Below are 18477 nucleotides of genomic sequence, written 5' to 3'. Positions count from 1 at the left end.
AATCTTCAGTAAACGTATACTTCCCAACCAAAAACAACAGAGGCAAATTTAATTATAGTGCAAGGTATAATTTATCTTTGCTTGCACAGTTTGAGCATCGACAATCCAATTCTTAGCAGCGTAATTTATATAGTAAGTAACGGCTGTACGAAGACCAAAATGAAAAACAATGCTTTTCGCCTGTGTTCCCCAAGGTGCAGAAAAATCTACCTGTCTAGCAGAACCAACACCAGTATCAGTCTCGATTTGAATAAAAATAGGATTTTTAATGGATACATCTGCAGCTTTATTGACCAATAAAGTCTTATCATCTACATCCAAGTCAGTTGGTGAAATTGCACTCAGATGTATCCCTTTTAAGGCATAACTTGTTGCGGCATCACAAACACCAGTACCATCAGCATTTCTTAATTCCATCATAAAGTACACTGACATTGTATTAAACTTTGATTTAGGTACAGTGGGCAAAGTAACCGTTAGATCTTTATTACCACTTACACCACTACTACCTTGTAATATACATGTTCCGTCAGTGATAACACCATTGACTCTAATGGTGCCATCTACTGCAAACACGTTGGTACATGCCAAAGTTAAAAGCAAAGTGCTGAATGTAGGTAAAGTCAGTTTATTCATTGAATCAGCCTTATAAAGCTTTAATAAATGCGATAATTTAACGATGCTGTGATTCACATTAGGAGACATGGTAATTTCAACGAAAATAGATAGATCTAAATATATAAACGCTGTTGCTGTTCACTTTAAAACTCTGCTTATTTCAAGCCAGAGCTTATTTTAATATTTATTTTTATTTTAAATTTCCAACAATTTAAAATAAAACTTCATGCTGACAAAAATATCCGCATATCACAATATTTTTAAGTTTACTTTTTATCATGCAAATTCATTACAAAAAATCATGTATAATTTTTTATTATTAAAATTCATAATCATAAATAAAACAAATGATCAAAAATTTATTTTTATTTTAATTTTAAACACCATTTACAACATATCAAAATATGACTAAACATCAATAAAAGCATTTTTCTCATTATAGATTTAACCCGACTAAAATAATATGTTTTATCATTTTGCAATCATATAAATGCCCCCATCATCCAGCTTCCTTATTAAGATCTTCTATACCCATCCAAAGTGTTACCCATCAACATCATTGACTGAATATTCATTAAAGCACTTATGATTTTTTATAAAATGATATTCAATCGATTTCGTTCATCAATCAAAAATGATCGTGTGGCGTAAATCATATTGCTATTCAAAGTGCTTTCTCTCTTTGTGAGAAAGCGAGGATGAGAGGATGAGAGGATGAGAGGATGAGAGGAATTTTTATATCGATCAGAGGTGGTCCCACATGTTTGAACAACTAAAAGCTTATTTATAAGTGATACTCTGCTCTAGTTAAGCTACCTTATTTTGTTGTGGTAGCTGGTCATAGTAAAACTCATCTGGAGTCATTTTGTCCAGACTCGAATGAGGTCGTTTCAAATTATAAAATTCAAAATATGCGTTTAATTGCTTCTTCGCATCCAAAACATTGCTGTAGGCTTTGAGATACACCTCTTCATATTTAACGCTCCGCCATAATCGTTCAACCATCACATTATCAACCCATCGACCTTTACCATCCATGCTGATTTGGATGTCATTTGATTTCAATACATCAATAAATGCATCACTGGTAAACTGACTGCCTTGGTCTGTATTAAATATTTCAGGTCGACCATATTTTTCAATAGCTTCATTTAATGTTTCTATGCAAAATGTAACCTCCATACTAATCGATACTCTATGCGCAAGTACCTTGCGGCTATGCCAATCAATCACAGCACATAAATAAACAAAGCCTTTTGCCATAGGGATATACGTTATATCCGTAGACCACACTTGATTACTGCGCTGAATAGCCAATCCTTTGAGCAGATATGGATATTTGCGGTGAGCTTGATTAGCCTGGCTTAAATTTGGTTTGCAATATAACGCATTAATGCCCATTTTCTTCATTAAAGTACGTGTATGACGTCGTCCTATATGATGTCCTTGACGATTCAACAAATCACGCATCATACGGCTACCTGCAAAAGGGTATTGCATATGTAACTCATCCATACACCGCATCAGCTTCAGATCTGATGCACTCACAGGTTTTGGGCGATAGTAATAACAACCACGGGAGACTTTCAGCAGCTGAGCTTGCTTAGATACTGAAATCTGAAGTGAGTCATCGATTAACTTTTGTGGTTGAAGCGGCCCAGTTTCTTCAACACACCTTCTAAAAAATCAATTTCTAATGCCTGCTCACCGATTTTTGCATGTAGTTTTTTTAGATCGATGGGTGGTTCTGTTGGAGCTTTTGATTGATCGAAAGCTTGCGAGGAAGCTGAAATCAGTTGATTTTTCCAGTCGATAATTTGGTTTTGATGAACATCAAATTCAGCACTCAATTCAGCAAGTGTTTTTTCTGCTTTAATCGCAGCAAGTGCTACCTTAGCTTTAAAATCATTTGAATGATTTCTTCTTGGTCTACGTGCCATAAAATACTCCATATATTGATGTTTATAACATCATTTGGGGAGCAAAATATCACTTATAAGTGTTGTTCAAATTTCCTGATCCACCTCTCAATACTCAAGGTATCAAATACAGTGCTACCAAAACTTAATCAGGAACTCAATCCGTTAGCAAAATCTACACAGGTAAAATATCAACCACCCATCTTATTAATGTATGGAGAAAAAGATATCTATACCCCACCCGAGTTTGGCCACCGGCTTAAAGTAGGGCTCGAACATGTAACACAAGTAGAAATTAAAATCTTCGCGGATGCAGAACATACTTATATTTATCGAGATTTCCCTGAACAATATTCAGAATGCGTAATACCCTTTTTAAAGCAGCATTTTGCTTAGAAACGGTTTTATTACAAACCTATCTCTAAAGGCTTATTCAGCACGATGATTCTTATATGAATAAGCCTGCAACTAAAATCGATGGAAAAATATTTTGTCCAGTTTGGAATGGCTCTGGATGCCGCTATTCGCTGAGATCGCGATCAATACAATAGCAGACAAATGTTGTGTAGCACCGTCAATGGACTTGAGTAGTCATCAGCTAAAATTTCGAATAGTGCCAAATTTGTGCCAAATAAAAAGGGAATCAAACTATTCGTTTGATTCCCTTTTTATTTGGCGGGAGCGGTGACAGTCAAATTTAAAATATAAAATATTGATTAATAACAATAAAAATATTTAAATTTAGTTTTTTACTGCTATTTTTACTACAAAAAAATCAACCAATAATTTTTGCGCTTAGTTATAAAAGATTCTTTAATTCATTGACTTGATGATTGTACCTCAACAATCATCACTTGCCGTAAAATACTTTTATATGTCTTTGACTACCCTGATCAAACGTATGTATGAATAGAAGTTTAAAGAAAATGGCTTAGGCTATATTGATCCTAAACAGAATCTAGTGATCACGACACATGGTTTTCGTTCTACATTCCGCGACTGGTCAGCCGATAAAACAGATTATCCACGGGAAGTTTGTGAGCATGTACTTGCCCATAAACTACCAGATGAAATTGAAGCTTATTACTTACGTGGAAGGTATCTTGAAAAACTAATGGCCGACTGGGCCATTTATATCATGCACAAACGGCCTGAAGCCATAAATTACAGCTAAAAAAAACTACGATACCAAATACAAAAGCAACTAATATAAAAATAAGAGATAAAGGAATTTTATCTCTTATAAATCTGAATTTTAATTGCTCATCTATCCAACTAATTTGATGTTCCCAGAAGAATTTGTAATGAGCATACCAATTACTAAAAAGTATCTGCTTACTGATACAAAGAGAAAAATATCTAGTTTCAATATCTTGTATCCTAACTTGATAGGCAGATACATCCGAATTTTCAGATAAACATTTGACATCAAAATATAACGATTTCAATTCATTAAAAAGTTTCGTTAATTCTTTGCCTGCATTCTCATATCTATTTTTGTCTTTATCATAAAAACTAATATACAGTCCACATATACCAATGATTACAAAAATAGCTGAGACTAATTTTGTTGACAGCGCATCAATTATTAGCCCAAGAATACCAACTGCCGTAGATATAAATCCAATCCATCCCGGCATCTTCTCAATGAGATCATATGTTGCAAAATTCTTTTTTGCTCCAAATCCGACGTTATATCCTGTTTCAGCAATGTATCTCAAAAGTTCCGCTTTATTCATCTTTAATCCTCAATGGGCACATGAATACGGTCACGAGCAACGACTACACCATTCTGAATGACATAACATTCAACTAAATGCTCACCATTGAAGCTTGAATATTCTTCAATCTGTTTATTTCCACTGTCCCAAATAATTTGCCCACGAATACAATTACGTCTTTTAGCCTCTTCACCTCTATTGAGAATTTTCCATTTAACTGAGTAATTTTGTAAATTTGTTGGCGTCGTATTTTCCTCAATATAGAAACTTAAGCTACGACCATGATTTAACTTTTTCCTTCTTCGTTTAAAGCCTCTTAAGAAGTCAATAAACTCCCCATCTTTGGTTACTCTAGACTCAATTTTGAGTTTGTAGCGAATATCTACAGGATATTGATCCTCAATAAATTGTTCCGTATGTTCATAGCGCATATCTTCGATACGAATAGACATACTCGCTTTTTGACTTGGTGCTTTAGGAAAATTACGACCATAAATCATTCTCCATTTAGAATAAGCTTTGTCATCCGTTCCTAATGAAATCGCTTCTAAACAAAGATCATAAGCATCTTGTGCAGCATTTTGGAATTTAGCCTTAACTTTTACATCTTGATTACTACCTAAAGCCTGATAATGATCACGGTCAGGTTGATCTACTAAAAATTTAAAAAAATCACGACTTAACCAATCGTAATATAGATAACTCTTATCATCATATTCAGTGGTAGATTTCATAAAATTATAAGCTAGTGTATCAATGAGCAATCCTCCCATTGATATACCATGCTTATTTTTCCATGCACGTACCATTTTGCATAAACGACGTAAATTTCGATTTTTAGCATCATTCATGACTTTCATTTCATCAATTTCAGCTTGTGGTTTTGTTATCTTCCAGCTTCCTCCATTATAAGTATCAGGATACTTATAAGACCCATCTTCCTGTTTAAAAACAGGTTGAACTTCAACATGAAAATTAGTGTATTGAACACATACGACTAAACGATCTACAAAAACTGTAGTACGAGGATAACGCTTTAAAATTGCATCTTTCGTATCTTTTAGGAGTCTAGACTGCCCACCATCCTCATACTCCTTCCATTTTGAAGAAGGCAGGATATACAGCATATCAAGATCAGAAATACCCTTAATTGCCGTCCAACGCCCATAAGACCCTACTTGTAGACAGTTATCTGTTTTAGATTCTGTGTTACGAAACTCTTGATTTAAAGCCTTTGTAATCTCTTGATATCTATTTGTAATTTGATCTTCATTATCAATTTTGAGATTACTCAAAAAATCTTGGAACATTTGTGAAACGGACATAATTTATCCTTTTAATTCAAGATAATTATTAATATAGTTTCACTTTAGCATAACCAAATAGGTTTAAAATATAACATACTAATTCATACGACAAATTATGACGCATAACTTAAATGTAAGACTTTAACTTTTATCACTTTAAAAACAACATTCACTATTTTGGTTTATCAAATGCTTGAAACCCAATTCTCTCTCAGCGATTACCTATCAACCGTACAGGAAGTCATTCGTCTGTCTTTTGATGAGCCTGTTTGGGTAAAAGCTGAGATACGTAACCTGAGTATCAAGGGTGGACACTTCTATCTTGAATTAGCTGAAAAGGAAGAGGATACAGATAAAGTCATTGCAAGCTGCAAAGCAACAATTTGGAAATTCACCGCCGTAAAAATTGTGCTCAAGTTTGAGCGTGAAAGTGGCATTGAACTTTCAAAAGACTTAAATGTTCTCATTAAAATAAAAGCCCGTTTTGATCCTCAGTACGGGTTTTCCGTCAACATTGAAGACATCGACTCTAGCTTTACATTGGGTGACATTGCCAAACGCTACCAACAGATTATTGCCCGCCTAAGTACTGAGGGCTTGGTGAATCTGAATAAGTCACTTCCTGCTCCTTTTGATATTGAAAATGTTCTGGTGATTGCACCAGAAAATGCTGCTGGTCTGGGTGACTTCAGGAAAGATGCTAATGCTCTAAATAAAGCTGGTGTTTGCCATTTTGTTTACCATACGGCCACTTTTCAGGGTAATACTGCTGCAAATAGTATTATGGACTCCTTAAGCTTAGGGCTACGCCAGTGGGCCAAGGATTATGTTGTTCCACCTGACCTTATTGTAATTATTCGGGGTGGTGGTGCCGTAAATGATTTAGCCTATTTAAATGACTATTATCTTGCTGCCCTACTCTGCAAACGAAAAGTGCCAATTTGGGTGGGCATTGGTCATGAAAAGGATCGAACCATTCTGGATGAAATCGCCCATCGTTCTTTCGATACGCCAAGTAAAGTAATTGCGGGTATTCGGAATATCATTTTAGAACGGTCACAAGACGTGATGGATTATCTGCAAACTATCAAGCTACTGTCTCAACATCAAATAACAGCATATCAAGGCCAGAATGACCAGTTGATGAATACCATCAAGACTCATGCCCAGAATCAGATCAATACAGCTAATAGAAATCTTGATTTGGTTAAGTCAACAACACAATATTTTGCCCAGCAGCAAATTAAAATTGCCTCCACACAGATTGAATCCTTAATGCGTGAGACCCTATTACAGAATCCTAGGAATGTGCTTGCCAAGGGCTATGCTATTGTACGGAATCAAAACAAGGCTATCCGATCTGTACAACAGGTCAGTTCAACTGTTTCAATTGAGATGCAAGATGGCTATATTCATGCCAGTGTAAGTGAGGTGACAAATCATGAGTAAAAATGAATTAAGCTTTAAAAATGGCTATGAACTGCTGAAGAAGAATGCTGCCCTACTGGAATCACAGGAAGAGCCAGACATCGACAACCTGATGAAGATTGTTGAAGAATCCATGACAGCTTACAAAGCATGTAAATCTAGAGTTGATGCAGTACAACAAGCATTGAATGAAACTTTTAAAGAAAACTAACCTTCATTGTTATGATTCAAATATCCCAACTTACTACAGAACAATTACCTCATGCACTCATGCTAGCCATGCGGCATAAAACTACTCCCACTATTGATTGGGAGCTATGTGGCAATATTCTCGAACATGAAAAGATTAGTTTAGTATTCTTTGGAACACATTGGGTTGCAATGGAAATTAATCCGTTTGGTAACCATACTAAAGCAACTCAGAAATCTGTTTCTGCATTAGATGCAGTTATCAAATGTTATATACAGATTAAACTTGGTGACGTTATAGATCTAAAAATTAATAAATAGGTTACTTGTCAACCAAACCGCTCTTTTAAAATCTTTTCACAAAAAAATAAATCATTATTTTGCAATTAAAAATAGTAAAAAACCAACACCATTCCTAATGAACGATGTTGGTTTTTTACTTACAGACTAATCTATTAAATATATGAGGATAGTTAGCCTATTTCTTTGGCTTAATATTAGTAATGACTTGATTTCCACCTTCTGCTTTTAATTCAAAATCAACTTTTTGTCCTACTGCAAGCCCATTTAACAACTGAGGATCAGCAACCTTAAAACCCATTGTCATTGCCGGCCAATTAATCGCTGCAATTGCTTCATGGCTTATTGTCAATATGCTTCCTTTAGTATCAATTGCAGTAATCACGCCAACAGCTTGGACCATTTCTGCTTTCTCATGAGACATATGTTCCATTGGTGCAGCAGAAGTCTTTTGCTCTGCCGCTTCATTTTTACTGCATGCAGTCAATGTTGTCATAGTAGCAACTAGGATCATAACTATTCTTAATTTAAACATGATAAATAACCTCTTTAGACTAAATAAGAAAGCTATCAATTCTTTGATAGCTTTCTTCGGATTAACAGCTGATATGCAGCTGGAATAACAAACATTGATAAAAGTGGAGCTGAAATCATGCCCCCAACCATCGGTAAAGCAATACGGCTCATCAATTCAGAACCTGTCCCTGTTCCCCAAAGAATAGGAAGTAGCCCGATTAAAATTACAGCTACAGTCATCGCTTTTGGGCGAACACGTAGAACAGCCCCTGTACGAAGTGCGTCATTGAGCTGTTGTTCAGTTAAGGATTTTTCAGAAGACTGCGTTTGTTGTATGGCTTGCTTTAAATAAAACAACATGACCACACCAAACTCTGCGGCAACACCCGCAAGTGCAATAAAGCCTACTGCTATGGCAATTGAAAAGTTATAGCCACTGAAATACATTGCCCAAATACCACCGATTAAAGCGAATGGTAGAGTCAGCATAATCAGAGCAGCATCTTGTACTTGTCTAAAAATCAAATAGAGCAATAGAAAAATGATCATCAAAGTAATTGGTATCACCACCTTTAGACGAGCATTTGCTCTTTCCATAAACTCAAATTGACCTGAATAACTAATACTCATACCCGCAGAGCGTTTCACTTGTTCATCAATAGATCGTTTCAAATCCTGAACAACAGAAGCTAAATCACGCTCTTGTACATCAACATAGACCCAGCCACTTGGGCGAGCATTCTCACTTTTTAGCATTGGGGGGCCATCAGTGATTTGAATATTGGCAATGCTACTCAAAACAATTTGCTGACCTGATTCAGTCAGAATTGGTAAATTCCTTAAGGCTTCAAGTGAATCTCGGATTTCTCGTGGATAACGTACATTAATAGGATACCTAGCTAATCCCTCAACAGTTTCCCCAATATTTTCCCCACCAATTGCTGATGACACAATTTGCTGTACATCGTTGATATTAAGACCATAACGTGCAGCTTGCTTTCGATTAATATCGATATCAACATATCGCCCACCAGTGAGTCGTTCAGCTAAAGCTGAGCTAACACCGGGTATCTTTTTGGCAACCTGTTCAATTTGTTGTGCGACCCGATCAATATCTTGCAAATCATTTGCTGAAATCTTAATCCCGATTGGGCTTTTAACCCCAGTTGCCAACATATCAATTCGGTTACGAATAGGTGGCACCCAGATATTTGTTAAACCCGGTACTTGAACGGCTTTATCCAGTTCTTTTACCAACTTGTCGGATGTCATACCTGAACGCCATTCAGATCGCGGTTTAAACTGAATCGTGGTTTCAAACATTTCTAAAGGTGCTGGATCTGTAGCTGACTCTGCTCGCCCAGCTTTACCAAATACCGTGGCAACCTCTGGAACAGTTTTAATCATTCGATCAGTCTGTTGAAGTAACTCAGAAGCTTTTGCTGCGGACAATCCCGGTAAAGCCGAAGGCATATACAGTAAATCACCTTCATCCATATTGGGCAGGAACTCTCCACCTAAGCGAGTTAAAGGGAAAAGACTGAGAAGAAAAATGAATGATGCACCAAATAAAGTTGTCTTTGGATAAGCTAAGACCTTATCCAACATCGGACGGTATATTTTGATTAGAAAACGGTTTAATGGATTGCATTGTTCAGAGGGTAACTTCCCTCGAATCCAGTACCCCATCAAAATTGGAATCAGTGTAATTGATAACCCTGCGGCGGCGGCCATGGCATAAGTTTTAGTAAATGCCAATGGAGAAAACAGTCGTCCTTCTTGTGCTTGTAAAGTAAAAATAGGAACAAAGGATAAAGTAATGATGAGTAAACAGAAAAATAAAGCAGGTCCAACCTCACTAGCAGAATGCGTAATGATGTCCCAACGCTCTTGTGTTTTTAAAACTTGATCAGGATGTTCATGTTGCCAAGCTTCGATATGCTTATGTGCATTTTCGACCATAACCACAGCGGCATCGACCATAGCACCAATTGCAATCGCAATACCACCCAATGACATGATATTGGCATTTAGTCCCTGATAATACATCAATAAAAAAGCTGACAAGATTCCCAAGGGCAAAGAAACAATCGCAACCATTGCTGAACGTAAATGCCAGAGGAATAGTCCACAAACCAAAGCTACTACAATAAATTCTTCAATCAGTTTATGGCTTAAATTTTCTACAGCCCGATCAATCAATTGACTGCGATCATATACTGGAACAACTTGCACGCCTTTCGGTAGACTCTGTTGTAATTCGGCAAGTTTTTCTTTTACAGCAGTAATGGTTTCACGTGCATTTTTACCAGCACGTAAAATCACGATACCTCCAACGGTTTCTCCTTGTCCATTAAGTTCAGTAATTCCACGACGCATTTCAGGTCCGAGTTGAATCGTTGCAACCTCTCCAAGAGTGATTGGGATGCCTAAACTGTTCGTACGTAATGGTATCTGCCGAAAATCTTCTAATGTTTTTAAATAACCAGAAGCTCTTACCATATATTCAGTTTCAGCCATTTCTAGGACTGAACCGCCAGTTTCCTGATTTGCCTTTTGAATTGCCTCAATGATACTTCGTTGAGTTATACCGAATGCTGCCATCTTGGTAGGGTCTAAAACAATTTGATACTGCTTAACCATTCCCCCAATTGTGGCAACCTCAGCCACATTCGGTACTGTCTTTAGTTCATACTTCAAAAACCAGTCTTGTATGCTTCGCAGTTGTGAGAGATCATGTTGCCCTGTTGGATCAACCAAAGCATATTCGTAAATCCAACCAACACCTGTAGCATCTGGTCCTAATGAAGATTTTGCATTTGTAGGCATTCGCCCTTGTATTTGATTCAGATATTCCAACACGCGAGAACGTGCCCAGTAAAGATCAGTATGTTCATCAAAAATGATATAAACAAACGAATCACCAAAAAAAGAATAGCCCCGAACAGCTTTAACACCGGGCACTGATAACATGGTCGTTGTTAAAGGATAAGTCACCTGATTTTCAACAATTTGTGGTGCTTGACCGGGAAAATTAGTTCGCACAATAACTTGTACATCAGACAGATCTGGCAAAGCATCAACCGGAGTATTTTTGACAGCCCAAGTTCCCCAAATGGCAAGAACTACAGCGGCGAATAAGACTAATACTCGATTTGCAATTGAAAAATGAATAATACGGGCGATCATGATGGTTCTCCCGTTTAGTTCTTCATAGATGTCATAGACATCTTGGAAATGTCAGAAATAACATAAGCATCCCCAACATGTGTAAAGCTAAAACTGACCTGATCTCCTTGCTGAATTTGGGTAAATGGTTGTACTGGTTGTTTAAAGCCCATGGTCATAGCCCCCCAACCCAACTCAGCAATTGCCTGATGTGAAATGGTAATGTCTTGAGCTGTAACTTTTTCCACTTTACCAATGCCTTGGTATATTGATGCCTTAGTTACTTGAGATGAAGTAATCGATTGTCCAGTGTTTAACTTATCCAGTACACCCTGTAAATTGGCCTCAGAATCAATTAGGAATTGTCCCGAAACCACTACTTTCTGACCAGCGTTCAAACCCTGTAGAATTGCTATTTTATTTCCATCACTCTGCCCTAACTGTACAACAACAGGTTCAAAACGCCCTTGTTCATGTGCCACAATGACGATATTACGAGTACCGGTACGTATAACAGCTTGCTCTGGCACAACTAAACTGCTTTGAGGATTGTTGGAGAGTTTGACAGAAGCAAACATTCCCGGCTTGAGTTGTCCCTCTCTATTGGGTAACTCAATACGAACTTTTATGGTTCTGCTTGTAGTATCTAGTGTCGGTAAAATATCAATAACTTTACCAGACACTTTTTGAGGATATGCAGCAAAAGTTGCTTCGACTTTAGCTCCTCGTTTTATTCCAGCAATTTGCGTTTCAGGCACTGCTGCTTCTAACCAAATTGGATTAATTCCTTTAATTGAGGCAAGTGTTTGCCCCATAGTTAAAGTCATTCCACTACGAACTTCTAATGAGTCAATGAATCCACTTATGGGAGCACTCAAAGTCATATTAGATTGTACTTGATGTGTCTGTTCGACTTGATGGATCACATTTGGTGGGATTCCCAAAAGCTGTAGGCGTTGTCGACTTGCTTGAATAAGAGAACGGTCTCCTATTTTAAGTACTGCCAAAAACTCGGTCTGCTCCCCAGTCCATTCTGGTATTGAAATATCAGCAATCGGACTCCCTTGAGTCACTATATCCCCGACTGCATGGCCATAGACACGCTGAACAAAACCACTTGCCCGTGTTTGCAGAATCGCTACCTGTCGTTCATTCGCTTGTAATATGCCATTGGTTAACAAAGTATTACCCATTACAACTTGTTCGACTGTGGCATAACGAATAGCTAGATTTTGTTGAAGAGATGGGTCAATCTTTATACCTGCACTTTCGGTCGTTCCAGAATCACCTTCATCAGCATATTTAGGGACTAACTGCATATCCATAAAAGGAGATTTCCCCGGCTTATCAAAATGCTGTTCTGGTTTCATTGGATCGTACCAGTACAATACTTTAGCGGTTGCTTGATCACTTACAGTTTGCTTTTTATCATTTTGATGAGCGTACCAATATCCAGCACCACTACCAATTCCTAAGCTACCCACAATCAAGCCAGTCATTACGAATGCTAATTTATTTTTTAACATTATCGTGACTCCTCAGCATGGTTTAAGGTCGGTTCTACAAAAGAAAAATAGAGCTGGGCTTTGATAATTGCTTGCTGTTGTTGTAAATCGATGAGGCGTAATCGCTGATTTAGTAATGCTTGTCGTGTCTCAATGACATCTGACAAATTGGCTTTACCAGCCTGATAACTTGCTAGCTGTAAATTTACTTTTTGTTTAGTCAAAGGAAGTGTACTTTGAACTGTACGTTGGATTTGTTGATCAAGGGCTTTTAAGTCCGATAGCCCCTCATCTAACATGGTGAGATGCTCGCGGTATTTTATCTCCTGATCTACTGTAATCCTGTTTTGTTCCGCTAAAATGGCTTGAACCAATGAACTACTACGTTTTTTTGAAAATACTGGTAGTTCTGTTGTCAGTTGCACACCAATCATATCTCCAAATTCAGGAGCACGGTGCTGATAGGCAAACTCGATACTCCAATCTGATTTTTGTAGGGCTTGAGCTTGCTTAAGTTTGGCTTCAGCAGTTTGCCTTTCTGCTTGAAATGCTTTCAATTCAGGATGTTGATGCAGATGATGATATAAACGTGATGTATCAAAATTAATTACAGGTTCTTGGCTAGGCAAACTTTCTATTTCAGTTGTACGACTAGAATCCTCACTGATTAATCGGTGTAATTCTAGCTTTGCTTTATTTAAATCTCGAAGTAAATCATCTTTTTGATCAAGTAAAACCGTTTTGTCCAGCTTAGGGGAAATCGCATTAGTAACCATAGTCCGACCAGATGTAACCTGTGTCTGCGTAATCTGGGATAACAATCCATTTTCTGAAAGAAGGTCATCATATAAGGCCAGTTTACGCTCAAGATAAAAACGCTTAAGCCATACCGATGCTACTTTTTGACGTAACTCAATACGAAGAATTTCTGTCTGAGCATTAGCTGAACCCAATTCAGCTTTTGCTAATTCTATTTCGGCCAATCTTTTGGCACGATTTGGAAAATCTTGCATGATGCCAATCTTTTGCATCGTCATGCCTTCTTGTGTGACTGACCATGCGGCATCGCCAGACACGGGGTAATTATCTAAGCCAACAAACAGTTTAGGATTGGGTAAGATACCGGAAGCTGAAACCATATTCTCAGCGCCTTCAATCTGAGCACTATTGGCCCTTAGAGTAGGTGCATATTGCTCAGCAAGCTTCAACGCTGTATCCAAAGTCAATGGCTGGGCATAAGCATGACCATAACTCAAGAAAAAACAGATCGTTGCAATTGAGCATCCACCCCATTTTAGGGACAGCTTTTCTTTATTAAAGTTCATATTTTTAGCTCTAAAATGATGTACACGCGCACGTGCAGAACATCCATAGAAAACTCTATGAATGATGATTAGTCATCAAATTAATTAGAGCGTGGGGGTTTCCATAAATTGGAAGGATCAGATGAGGTGAAATTTTGATTTAATGGAGAAAAAGTAGACTGTTCCACAGGGGAAGAAACCATAGATTGCAAAACACCTAGTGCTGTAGATCTATATGCAATTTTAGAAAATGACATAATACAATCTTGCTTAGACATACATGATGGATCATGTAATTGCTTCTTAATCTTTACTTCAGCTTTCATACAATCCATGTGCATAGTACTTGCTTTTTCATGATCTTCAGAATTCATCATTTGCATCGATTGCATATCTTGAGATGACATTAAACATGGACTATGTACAGATGCAGCTGCTGCTGCCGATCCTACGATAAGGATAGCAAATGATAAAAACAGCGAAAGGCATGTTTTTAACCAGTGCATAATGTCATGACCAAAATTTAAGCTTTTTTAGTTTTACAGATTCTTAGTAAAATAACAATCCTATAATTAATTTAAATAATTACTTAAACAAGAGCATGGTTGTTGATATGAATCAACAACCATGCTCTAGATTAAAAACGACTCACAACTTGATAAGTTATGAAAGAGAATAAGTAGGCCAACGAGAAAAGATAGATGGCCATTATGGTTGGCTGTTTCCAACTCCCTGTTTCTCTTCTGATAGTTGCCAATGTTGCTAAACAATGTGGAGCAAAGATAAACCAAACCAATAGTGACATCCCTGTCGCTAGTCCCCATCCATCAGGACCCGATATTTGAGATAATAAGGTTTGGGTAACTGCATTCTCATCACCAGACATTGCATAGATTACCCCTAATGCAGCAATAATCACTTCACGAGCTGCCATGGCAGGAATCAAAGCAATACAAATTTCCCACGTAAATCCAATCGGAGCAAATATTGGATGGATTAGATGTCCTAACTGTCCAGCAATACTATAATTGATTGGTGGCATTGTTGGGTTATCAGGTGGTAATGGGAACGTTACCAAGAACCATAATAAAATAGAAAGTGCGACAATAATTCCACCAACTCTTTTTAAGAATATAGTCGCTCTATCATAAAGCCCCAAAGCTACATTTCGAACATCTGGAATACGGTATGTAGGTAATTCAAAAATGAAAATACTTTCAGTTTTATCTTTTCTTACTAATTTCAGGAATAAAGAAACCAATAAAGCGGATACGATTCCTGACATGTAAAGCCCGAACAGAACTAGACCTTGTAAACTGAGCCAACCATAAACCAACTTGTTTGGAATGAATGCAGCGATCAGCAAAGCATATACAGGTAATCGTGCAGAACACGTCATCAAAGGTGCAATCATAATCGTTGCCAAACGATCTCTTTCAGAACTGATACTCCGTGTTGCCATAATTCCTGGGATGGCACAGGCAAAGCTTGAAAGCAACGGAATAAATGAACGCCCACTTAAGCCTGCTTTAGACATCAGTTTATCCAACAAAAAGGCAGCTCTAGGTAAGTAACCCGATTCCTCTAAAACTAAAATAAAGAAAAATAAAATAAGAATTTGAGGCATATAGGCAAGCACACTACCTGCACCCGCAATCACACCGTCAACAATCAAACTTCTTAGAAGTTGGTGCGAAATTAAAGGCCCAACAGCCCCACTAAACCATGTAATCGAATTTTCAATAAATGCAATGAAGGGTTGTGCCCAAATGAAAACCGCCTGAAACATTACAAACATGGTAAAGGTCAATATTAATAATCCAAAAAATGGATGTAAGAATATTTTGTCTAAGAAAGCCGTTCGTTTATCACCATTATCATTCTTCAATATGACCTGTTTTGTAATATCTTTGATTTGGTCGAAATGATTTAGATCAGAATGATAAGGGGAAATAAACAAATTTTTTTGGTCTAACTGCGTTAATAAACCCTGAATCCCTTTTGTCTTTACAGCTATCGATTCAACAACAGGAATACCTAAGAGCTGAGATAATTTTGATGTGTCAATCGAGATACCACGTTTTCTAACCTCATCCATCATGTTAAGAACAAGTAACATTGGTCTGTTTAAAGCTCTGACTTCAAGTACAAGACTTAAATGAAGATGAAGATTCGTAGCATCCACAACACATACAAAAATATCAGGTATAACTTCACCTTTTAACTCGCCAAAACAGACTGCTCTAGTTACTTCTTCATCTAAACTACTTGGCTTTAAACTGTAAGTCCCAGGTAAATCCAGTACTCGTACAGTATCGCCAGAAGGTAATTTAAAAAAACCCTCTTTCCGTTCTACCGTTACCCCAGCATAATTAGCAACTTTTTGACGAGTCCCTGTGAGGGTGTTAAAAAGTGATGTTTTACCGCAATTGGGATTACCAACGAGTGCAATATTTTTAGTGTTCATTGGTAATCTCTACAAAAATTCGTTCTGCTTCATTTTTTCTTAATGCGAAACGTGAGGTTTCAATTTGAACCAATACGGGGTCACCACCAAAAAGCCCTTTTGCAAGTACTTGTAAGGATTCACCTACTCTAAAGCCCAGCAGTTCTAAACGCTCTAGAACAGGATCATTTTTATCTTGATACTGATCACCCTTTTTAAGATCAATGATTTTTACAATTTGGTCTTGCTTTACTTGAAATAAATTCATTGTCTACACCTTATTTCAACGCCAAAATTTTTCTAGCGCCGTTAAGCACGAACAATGAAACGAGGATACCAATAATCAAATCAGGGTAAGCTGAGCTAGTCCATGTCACAAGTACACCGGCAAAAATGACTCCCATATTAACGATTACATCATTTGCGGTGAATATCCAACTTGCTTTCATATGGGCACCTCCATTTTTGTGGCCTGTCAGTAAATAGAGACAGGCAACATTTGCAATAAGTGCACAGAAAGCAATAATAATCATTATGCTAGATTCAGGCTCACTACCTAGAATAAAGCGCCTAATCACATCAACAATAACAACAAGAGCTAATGACAATTGAATCCAACCAGCGAAATGAGCTGCTTTTACTTGATACTTAGCTGCTTTTCCTACTACATAAAGTGCTATACCATAAACAGCAGCATCAGCAAACATATCAAGAGAGTCGGCAATAAGACCTGTAGATTCGGCAATAATGCCACTTATGAATTCAATAAAAAAAAGAACACCATTAATCGCTAATAATAATTTTAGTACTTTCGCCTGCTTAGTTGGATCAGGTGCTTCAGGCAATTCCCCCGTAGCTTTTACCGTTTCCACAAGCTTTGCACCAAAGCCAAGGGCTTCAAGTTTTGTGGTAATTTCATTAATCCCATTGGTATGGAAAACAACTAACTGTCTTTGCGCCAAATCAAAAGATAAACCTTTAACTTCATGCAAGGGAGAAAGTGCCATTCTTACCATTTGCTCTTCTGCCGAACAATCCATCTTCGGAATCAGAAAAGTACTAGCTTCTTGTGCTTGTTCTTTATTTTCATAAGCTTCAGTTTTATTTAATTTTGCCCCAAATCCAAGAGCTTCAAGTTTTGCAGTGATTTCATTACTTTCACCATTATGCAGAACTTTTAGGTTTCGGTTCGGCAAATCAAAAACCAAGCTCTTAACATCTACCAATGAAGATAAAGTCATCCGAACCATTTGTTCCTCTGCGGAACAATCCATTTTCGGGATGCTATAGTCACTGATGAAAGTCGCTGTATCTTCACTCCCCCTAATCTTTTCAGGTGAAGTTATCGAATCCGAACCACAGCATGAATTCGACTGCTTACTACAGCAGGAATCTTTTTCATCAGGGGTAGGTTCTTGCTGTACCTCATTATCGCAACAAGAACTTTTACTTTCTTCTGTAGCTAAATCTTTAATTTTACAAGAATCTGTTTTTGATTCATTTTGTTTTTGCTTAGTGTCTTCACAAGAACTTTCTTGATTACAACCGCAACCACTCATTGATGTGCCTATAGTCATATCTTCACGTATTGCATATTAAAATCCCTATAGCTACTATAGAGTCAATAGATCAGGTGACTTGAAATGAACTTAAAAATTGGTGAATTATCTCAGCTATCCGGTTGCCCTGTTGTTACAATACGGTTTTATGAAAAAGAAGCTTTATTACTAGCCCCTAATCGTTCGGAAGCTAATTATCGACTTTATAACAAAGACCACTTAGAGCGACTTCTATTTATTCTTAATTGCCGAACTTTGAATATGAGCTTGGACGAAATAAAAATTTTATTAGCATACAAAGACAAACCTTGTGGAAACTGTAGTTCTATTAACATCTTAGTTGATAAACATATTCATCAATTAGAGCAGAATATCCAAAAACAGATTCAGCTTAAGCAACAACTTTCTGATTTAAGAAGTAAATGCTCTGGTTTTTTGGAAATTAACTCTTGTAAAGTACTTGAAGGGTTATCCGTAAGTTTAAAATAATTAAGAAT

At 37.2% G+C, this 18477-nt stretch carries 16 protein-coding genes and 1 pseudogene; 5 read left to right on the top strand and 12 right to left on the bottom strand.

The features are described 5' to 3' along the window. Window positions 1-48: 48 nt before the first annotated feature. The gene (locus L3V46_RS06910) at window positions 49-636 is read right to left on the bottom strand and encodes a type 1 fimbrial protein (RefSeq protein ID WP_239045277.1); all 588 of its coding nucleotides are present in this window, start codon (window positions 634-636) and stop codon (window positions 49-51) included. Between the two features lie 789 nt (window positions 637-1425). Then, window positions 1426-2558 (bottom strand): IS3 family transposase gene (locus L3V46_RS06905; RefSeq protein WP_225367773.1). Its coding sequence is split into 2 segments (ribosomal slippage): window positions 1426-2306 and window positions 2306-2558, totalling 1134 coding nucleotides; the frame shifts between segments, so codons are not numbered across the junction. A gap of 853 nt (window positions 2559-3411) precedes the next feature. On the opposite strand from L3V46_RS06905, the pseudogene L3V46_RS06900 reads away from it, so the two are divergent. Continuing rightward, window positions 3412-3711 (top strand): annotated as a pseudogene (locus tag L3V46_RS06900) (integrase); the annotation flags it as partial. Here L3V46_RS06900 and L3V46_RS06895 read toward each other — a convergent pair. Beyond that, window positions 3674-4276 carry an SLATT domain-containing protein gene (locus L3V46_RS06895; protein WP_004722307.1) on the bottom strand — a complete coding sequence of 201 codons (603 nt, stop codon included), beginning with the start codon at window positions 4274-4276 and terminating at the stop codon, window positions 3674-3676. The pseudogene L3V46_RS06900 and the gene L3V46_RS06895 overlap by 38 nt on opposite strands. A 2-nt stretch (window positions 4277-4278) precedes the next feature. After that, a complete protein-coding gene (locus L3V46_RS06890) occupies window positions 4279-5583 on the bottom strand; it encodes a nucleotidyltransferase (protein ID WP_004722309.1) in 1305 nt (434 codons plus the stop codon). A 171-nt stretch (window positions 5584-5754) separates the two neighbouring features. Here L3V46_RS06890 and xseA point away from each other — a divergent pair, with 171 nt between their 5' ends. The 3 genes from xseA to L3V46_RS06875 are packed head-to-tail and all read left to right on the top strand — an operon-like array spanning window position 5755 to window position 7503. After that, window positions 5755-7014 (top strand): exodeoxyribonuclease VII large subunit, encoded by a 1260-nt coding sequence (gene xseA, locus L3V46_RS06885; RefSeq protein WP_239045276.1) that lies wholly within the window; start codon window positions 5755-5757, stop codon window positions 7012-7014. Then, window positions 7007-7204 carry an exodeoxyribonuclease VII small subunit gene (xseB, locus tag L3V46_RS06880; protein WP_004722313.1) on the top strand — a complete coding sequence of 66 codons (198 nt, stop codon included), beginning with the start codon at window positions 7007-7009 and terminating at the stop codon, window positions 7202-7204. Before xseA ends, xseB begins: the two co-directional genes overlap by 8 nt. A gap of 11 nt (window positions 7205-7215) precedes the next feature. Then, complete coding sequence (locus L3V46_RS06875) at window positions 7216-7503, top strand: phage protein NinX family protein (RefSeq protein WP_004722315.1); 288 nt, start codon at window positions 7216-7218, stop codon at window positions 7501-7503. A 157-nt stretch (window positions 7504-7660) separates the two neighbouring features. On the opposite strand, the gene L3V46_RS06870 is transcribed toward L3V46_RS06875, so the two are convergent. The 8 genes from L3V46_RS06870 to L3V46_RS06835 all read right to left on the bottom strand — a co-directional run bounded on the left by L3V46_RS06870 (window position 7661) and on the right by L3V46_RS06835 (window position 17980). After that, on the bottom strand, window positions 7661-8017 hold the full coding sequence (locus tag L3V46_RS06870) for a copper-binding protein (RefSeq protein WP_004722317.1): 357 nt from the start codon (window positions 8015-8017) through the stop codon (window positions 7661-7663). A gap of 35 nt (window positions 8018-8052) precedes the next feature. Further along, window positions 8053-11187 (bottom strand): efflux RND transporter permease subunit, encoded by a 3135-nt coding sequence (locus L3V46_RS06865; RefSeq protein ID WP_004823018.1) that lies wholly within the window; start codon window positions 11185-11187, stop codon window positions 8053-8055. A gap of 14 nt (window positions 11188-11201) precedes the next feature. Then, window positions 11202-12692 (bottom strand): efflux RND transporter periplasmic adaptor subunit, encoded by a 1491-nt coding sequence (locus L3V46_RS06860; RefSeq protein WP_239045275.1) that lies wholly within the window; start codon window positions 12690-12692, stop codon window positions 11202-11204. Continuing rightward, a complete protein-coding gene (locus tag L3V46_RS06855; protein WP_004722321.1) occupies window positions 12692-13996 on the bottom strand; it encodes a TolC family protein in 1305 nt (434 codons plus the stop codon). The genes L3V46_RS06860 and L3V46_RS06855 overlap by 1 nt, the downstream gene beginning before the upstream one ends. Before the next feature lie 80 nt (window positions 13997-14076). Next, window positions 14077-14481 (bottom strand): hypothetical protein, encoded by a 405-nt coding sequence (locus L3V46_RS06850; RefSeq protein ID WP_239045274.1) that lies wholly within the window; start codon window positions 14479-14481, stop codon window positions 14077-14079. A 131-nt stretch (window positions 14482-14612) separates the two neighbouring features. Further along, the gene (locus tag L3V46_RS06845; protein WP_004722327.1) at window positions 14613-16442 is read right to left on the bottom strand and encodes a ferrous iron transporter B; all 1830 of its coding nucleotides are present in this window, start codon (window positions 16440-16442) and stop codon (window positions 14613-14615) included. Beyond that, entirely contained in the window at window positions 16432-16689 is a 258-nt protein-coding gene (locus tag L3V46_RS06840) for a FeoA family protein (RefSeq protein ID WP_004722330.1), read from the bottom strand. The genes L3V46_RS06845 and L3V46_RS06840 overlap by 11 nt, the downstream gene beginning before the upstream one ends. 10 nt (window positions 16690-16699) lie before the next feature. Beyond that, the gene (locus L3V46_RS06835) at window positions 16700-17980 is read right to left on the bottom strand and encodes a cation diffusion facilitator family transporter (RefSeq protein ID WP_004722331.1); all 1281 of its coding nucleotides are present in this window, start codon (window positions 17978-17980) and stop codon (window positions 16700-16702) included. A gap of 84 nt (window positions 17981-18064) precedes the next feature. Here L3V46_RS06835 and cadR point away from each other — a divergent pair, with 84 nt between their 5' ends. Then, window positions 18065-18469 carry a Cd(II)/Pb(II)-responsive transcriptional regulator gene (gene cadR / locus L3V46_RS06830; RefSeq protein WP_004699715.1) on the top strand — a complete coding sequence of 135 codons (405 nt, stop codon included), beginning with the start codon at window positions 18065-18067 and terminating at the stop codon, window positions 18467-18469. Window positions 18470-18477: the final 8 nt, after the last annotated feature.

Source organism: Acinetobacter sp. AG3, from assembly GCF_022343575.1.
Classification (GTDB): Bacteria; Pseudomonadota; Gammaproteobacteria; order Pseudomonadales; family Moraxellaceae; genus Acinetobacter; species Acinetobacter guillouiae.
Note: the sequence above shows the minus strand (reverse complement) of the source record. Positions and strands in the feature narration are given on the sequence as shown.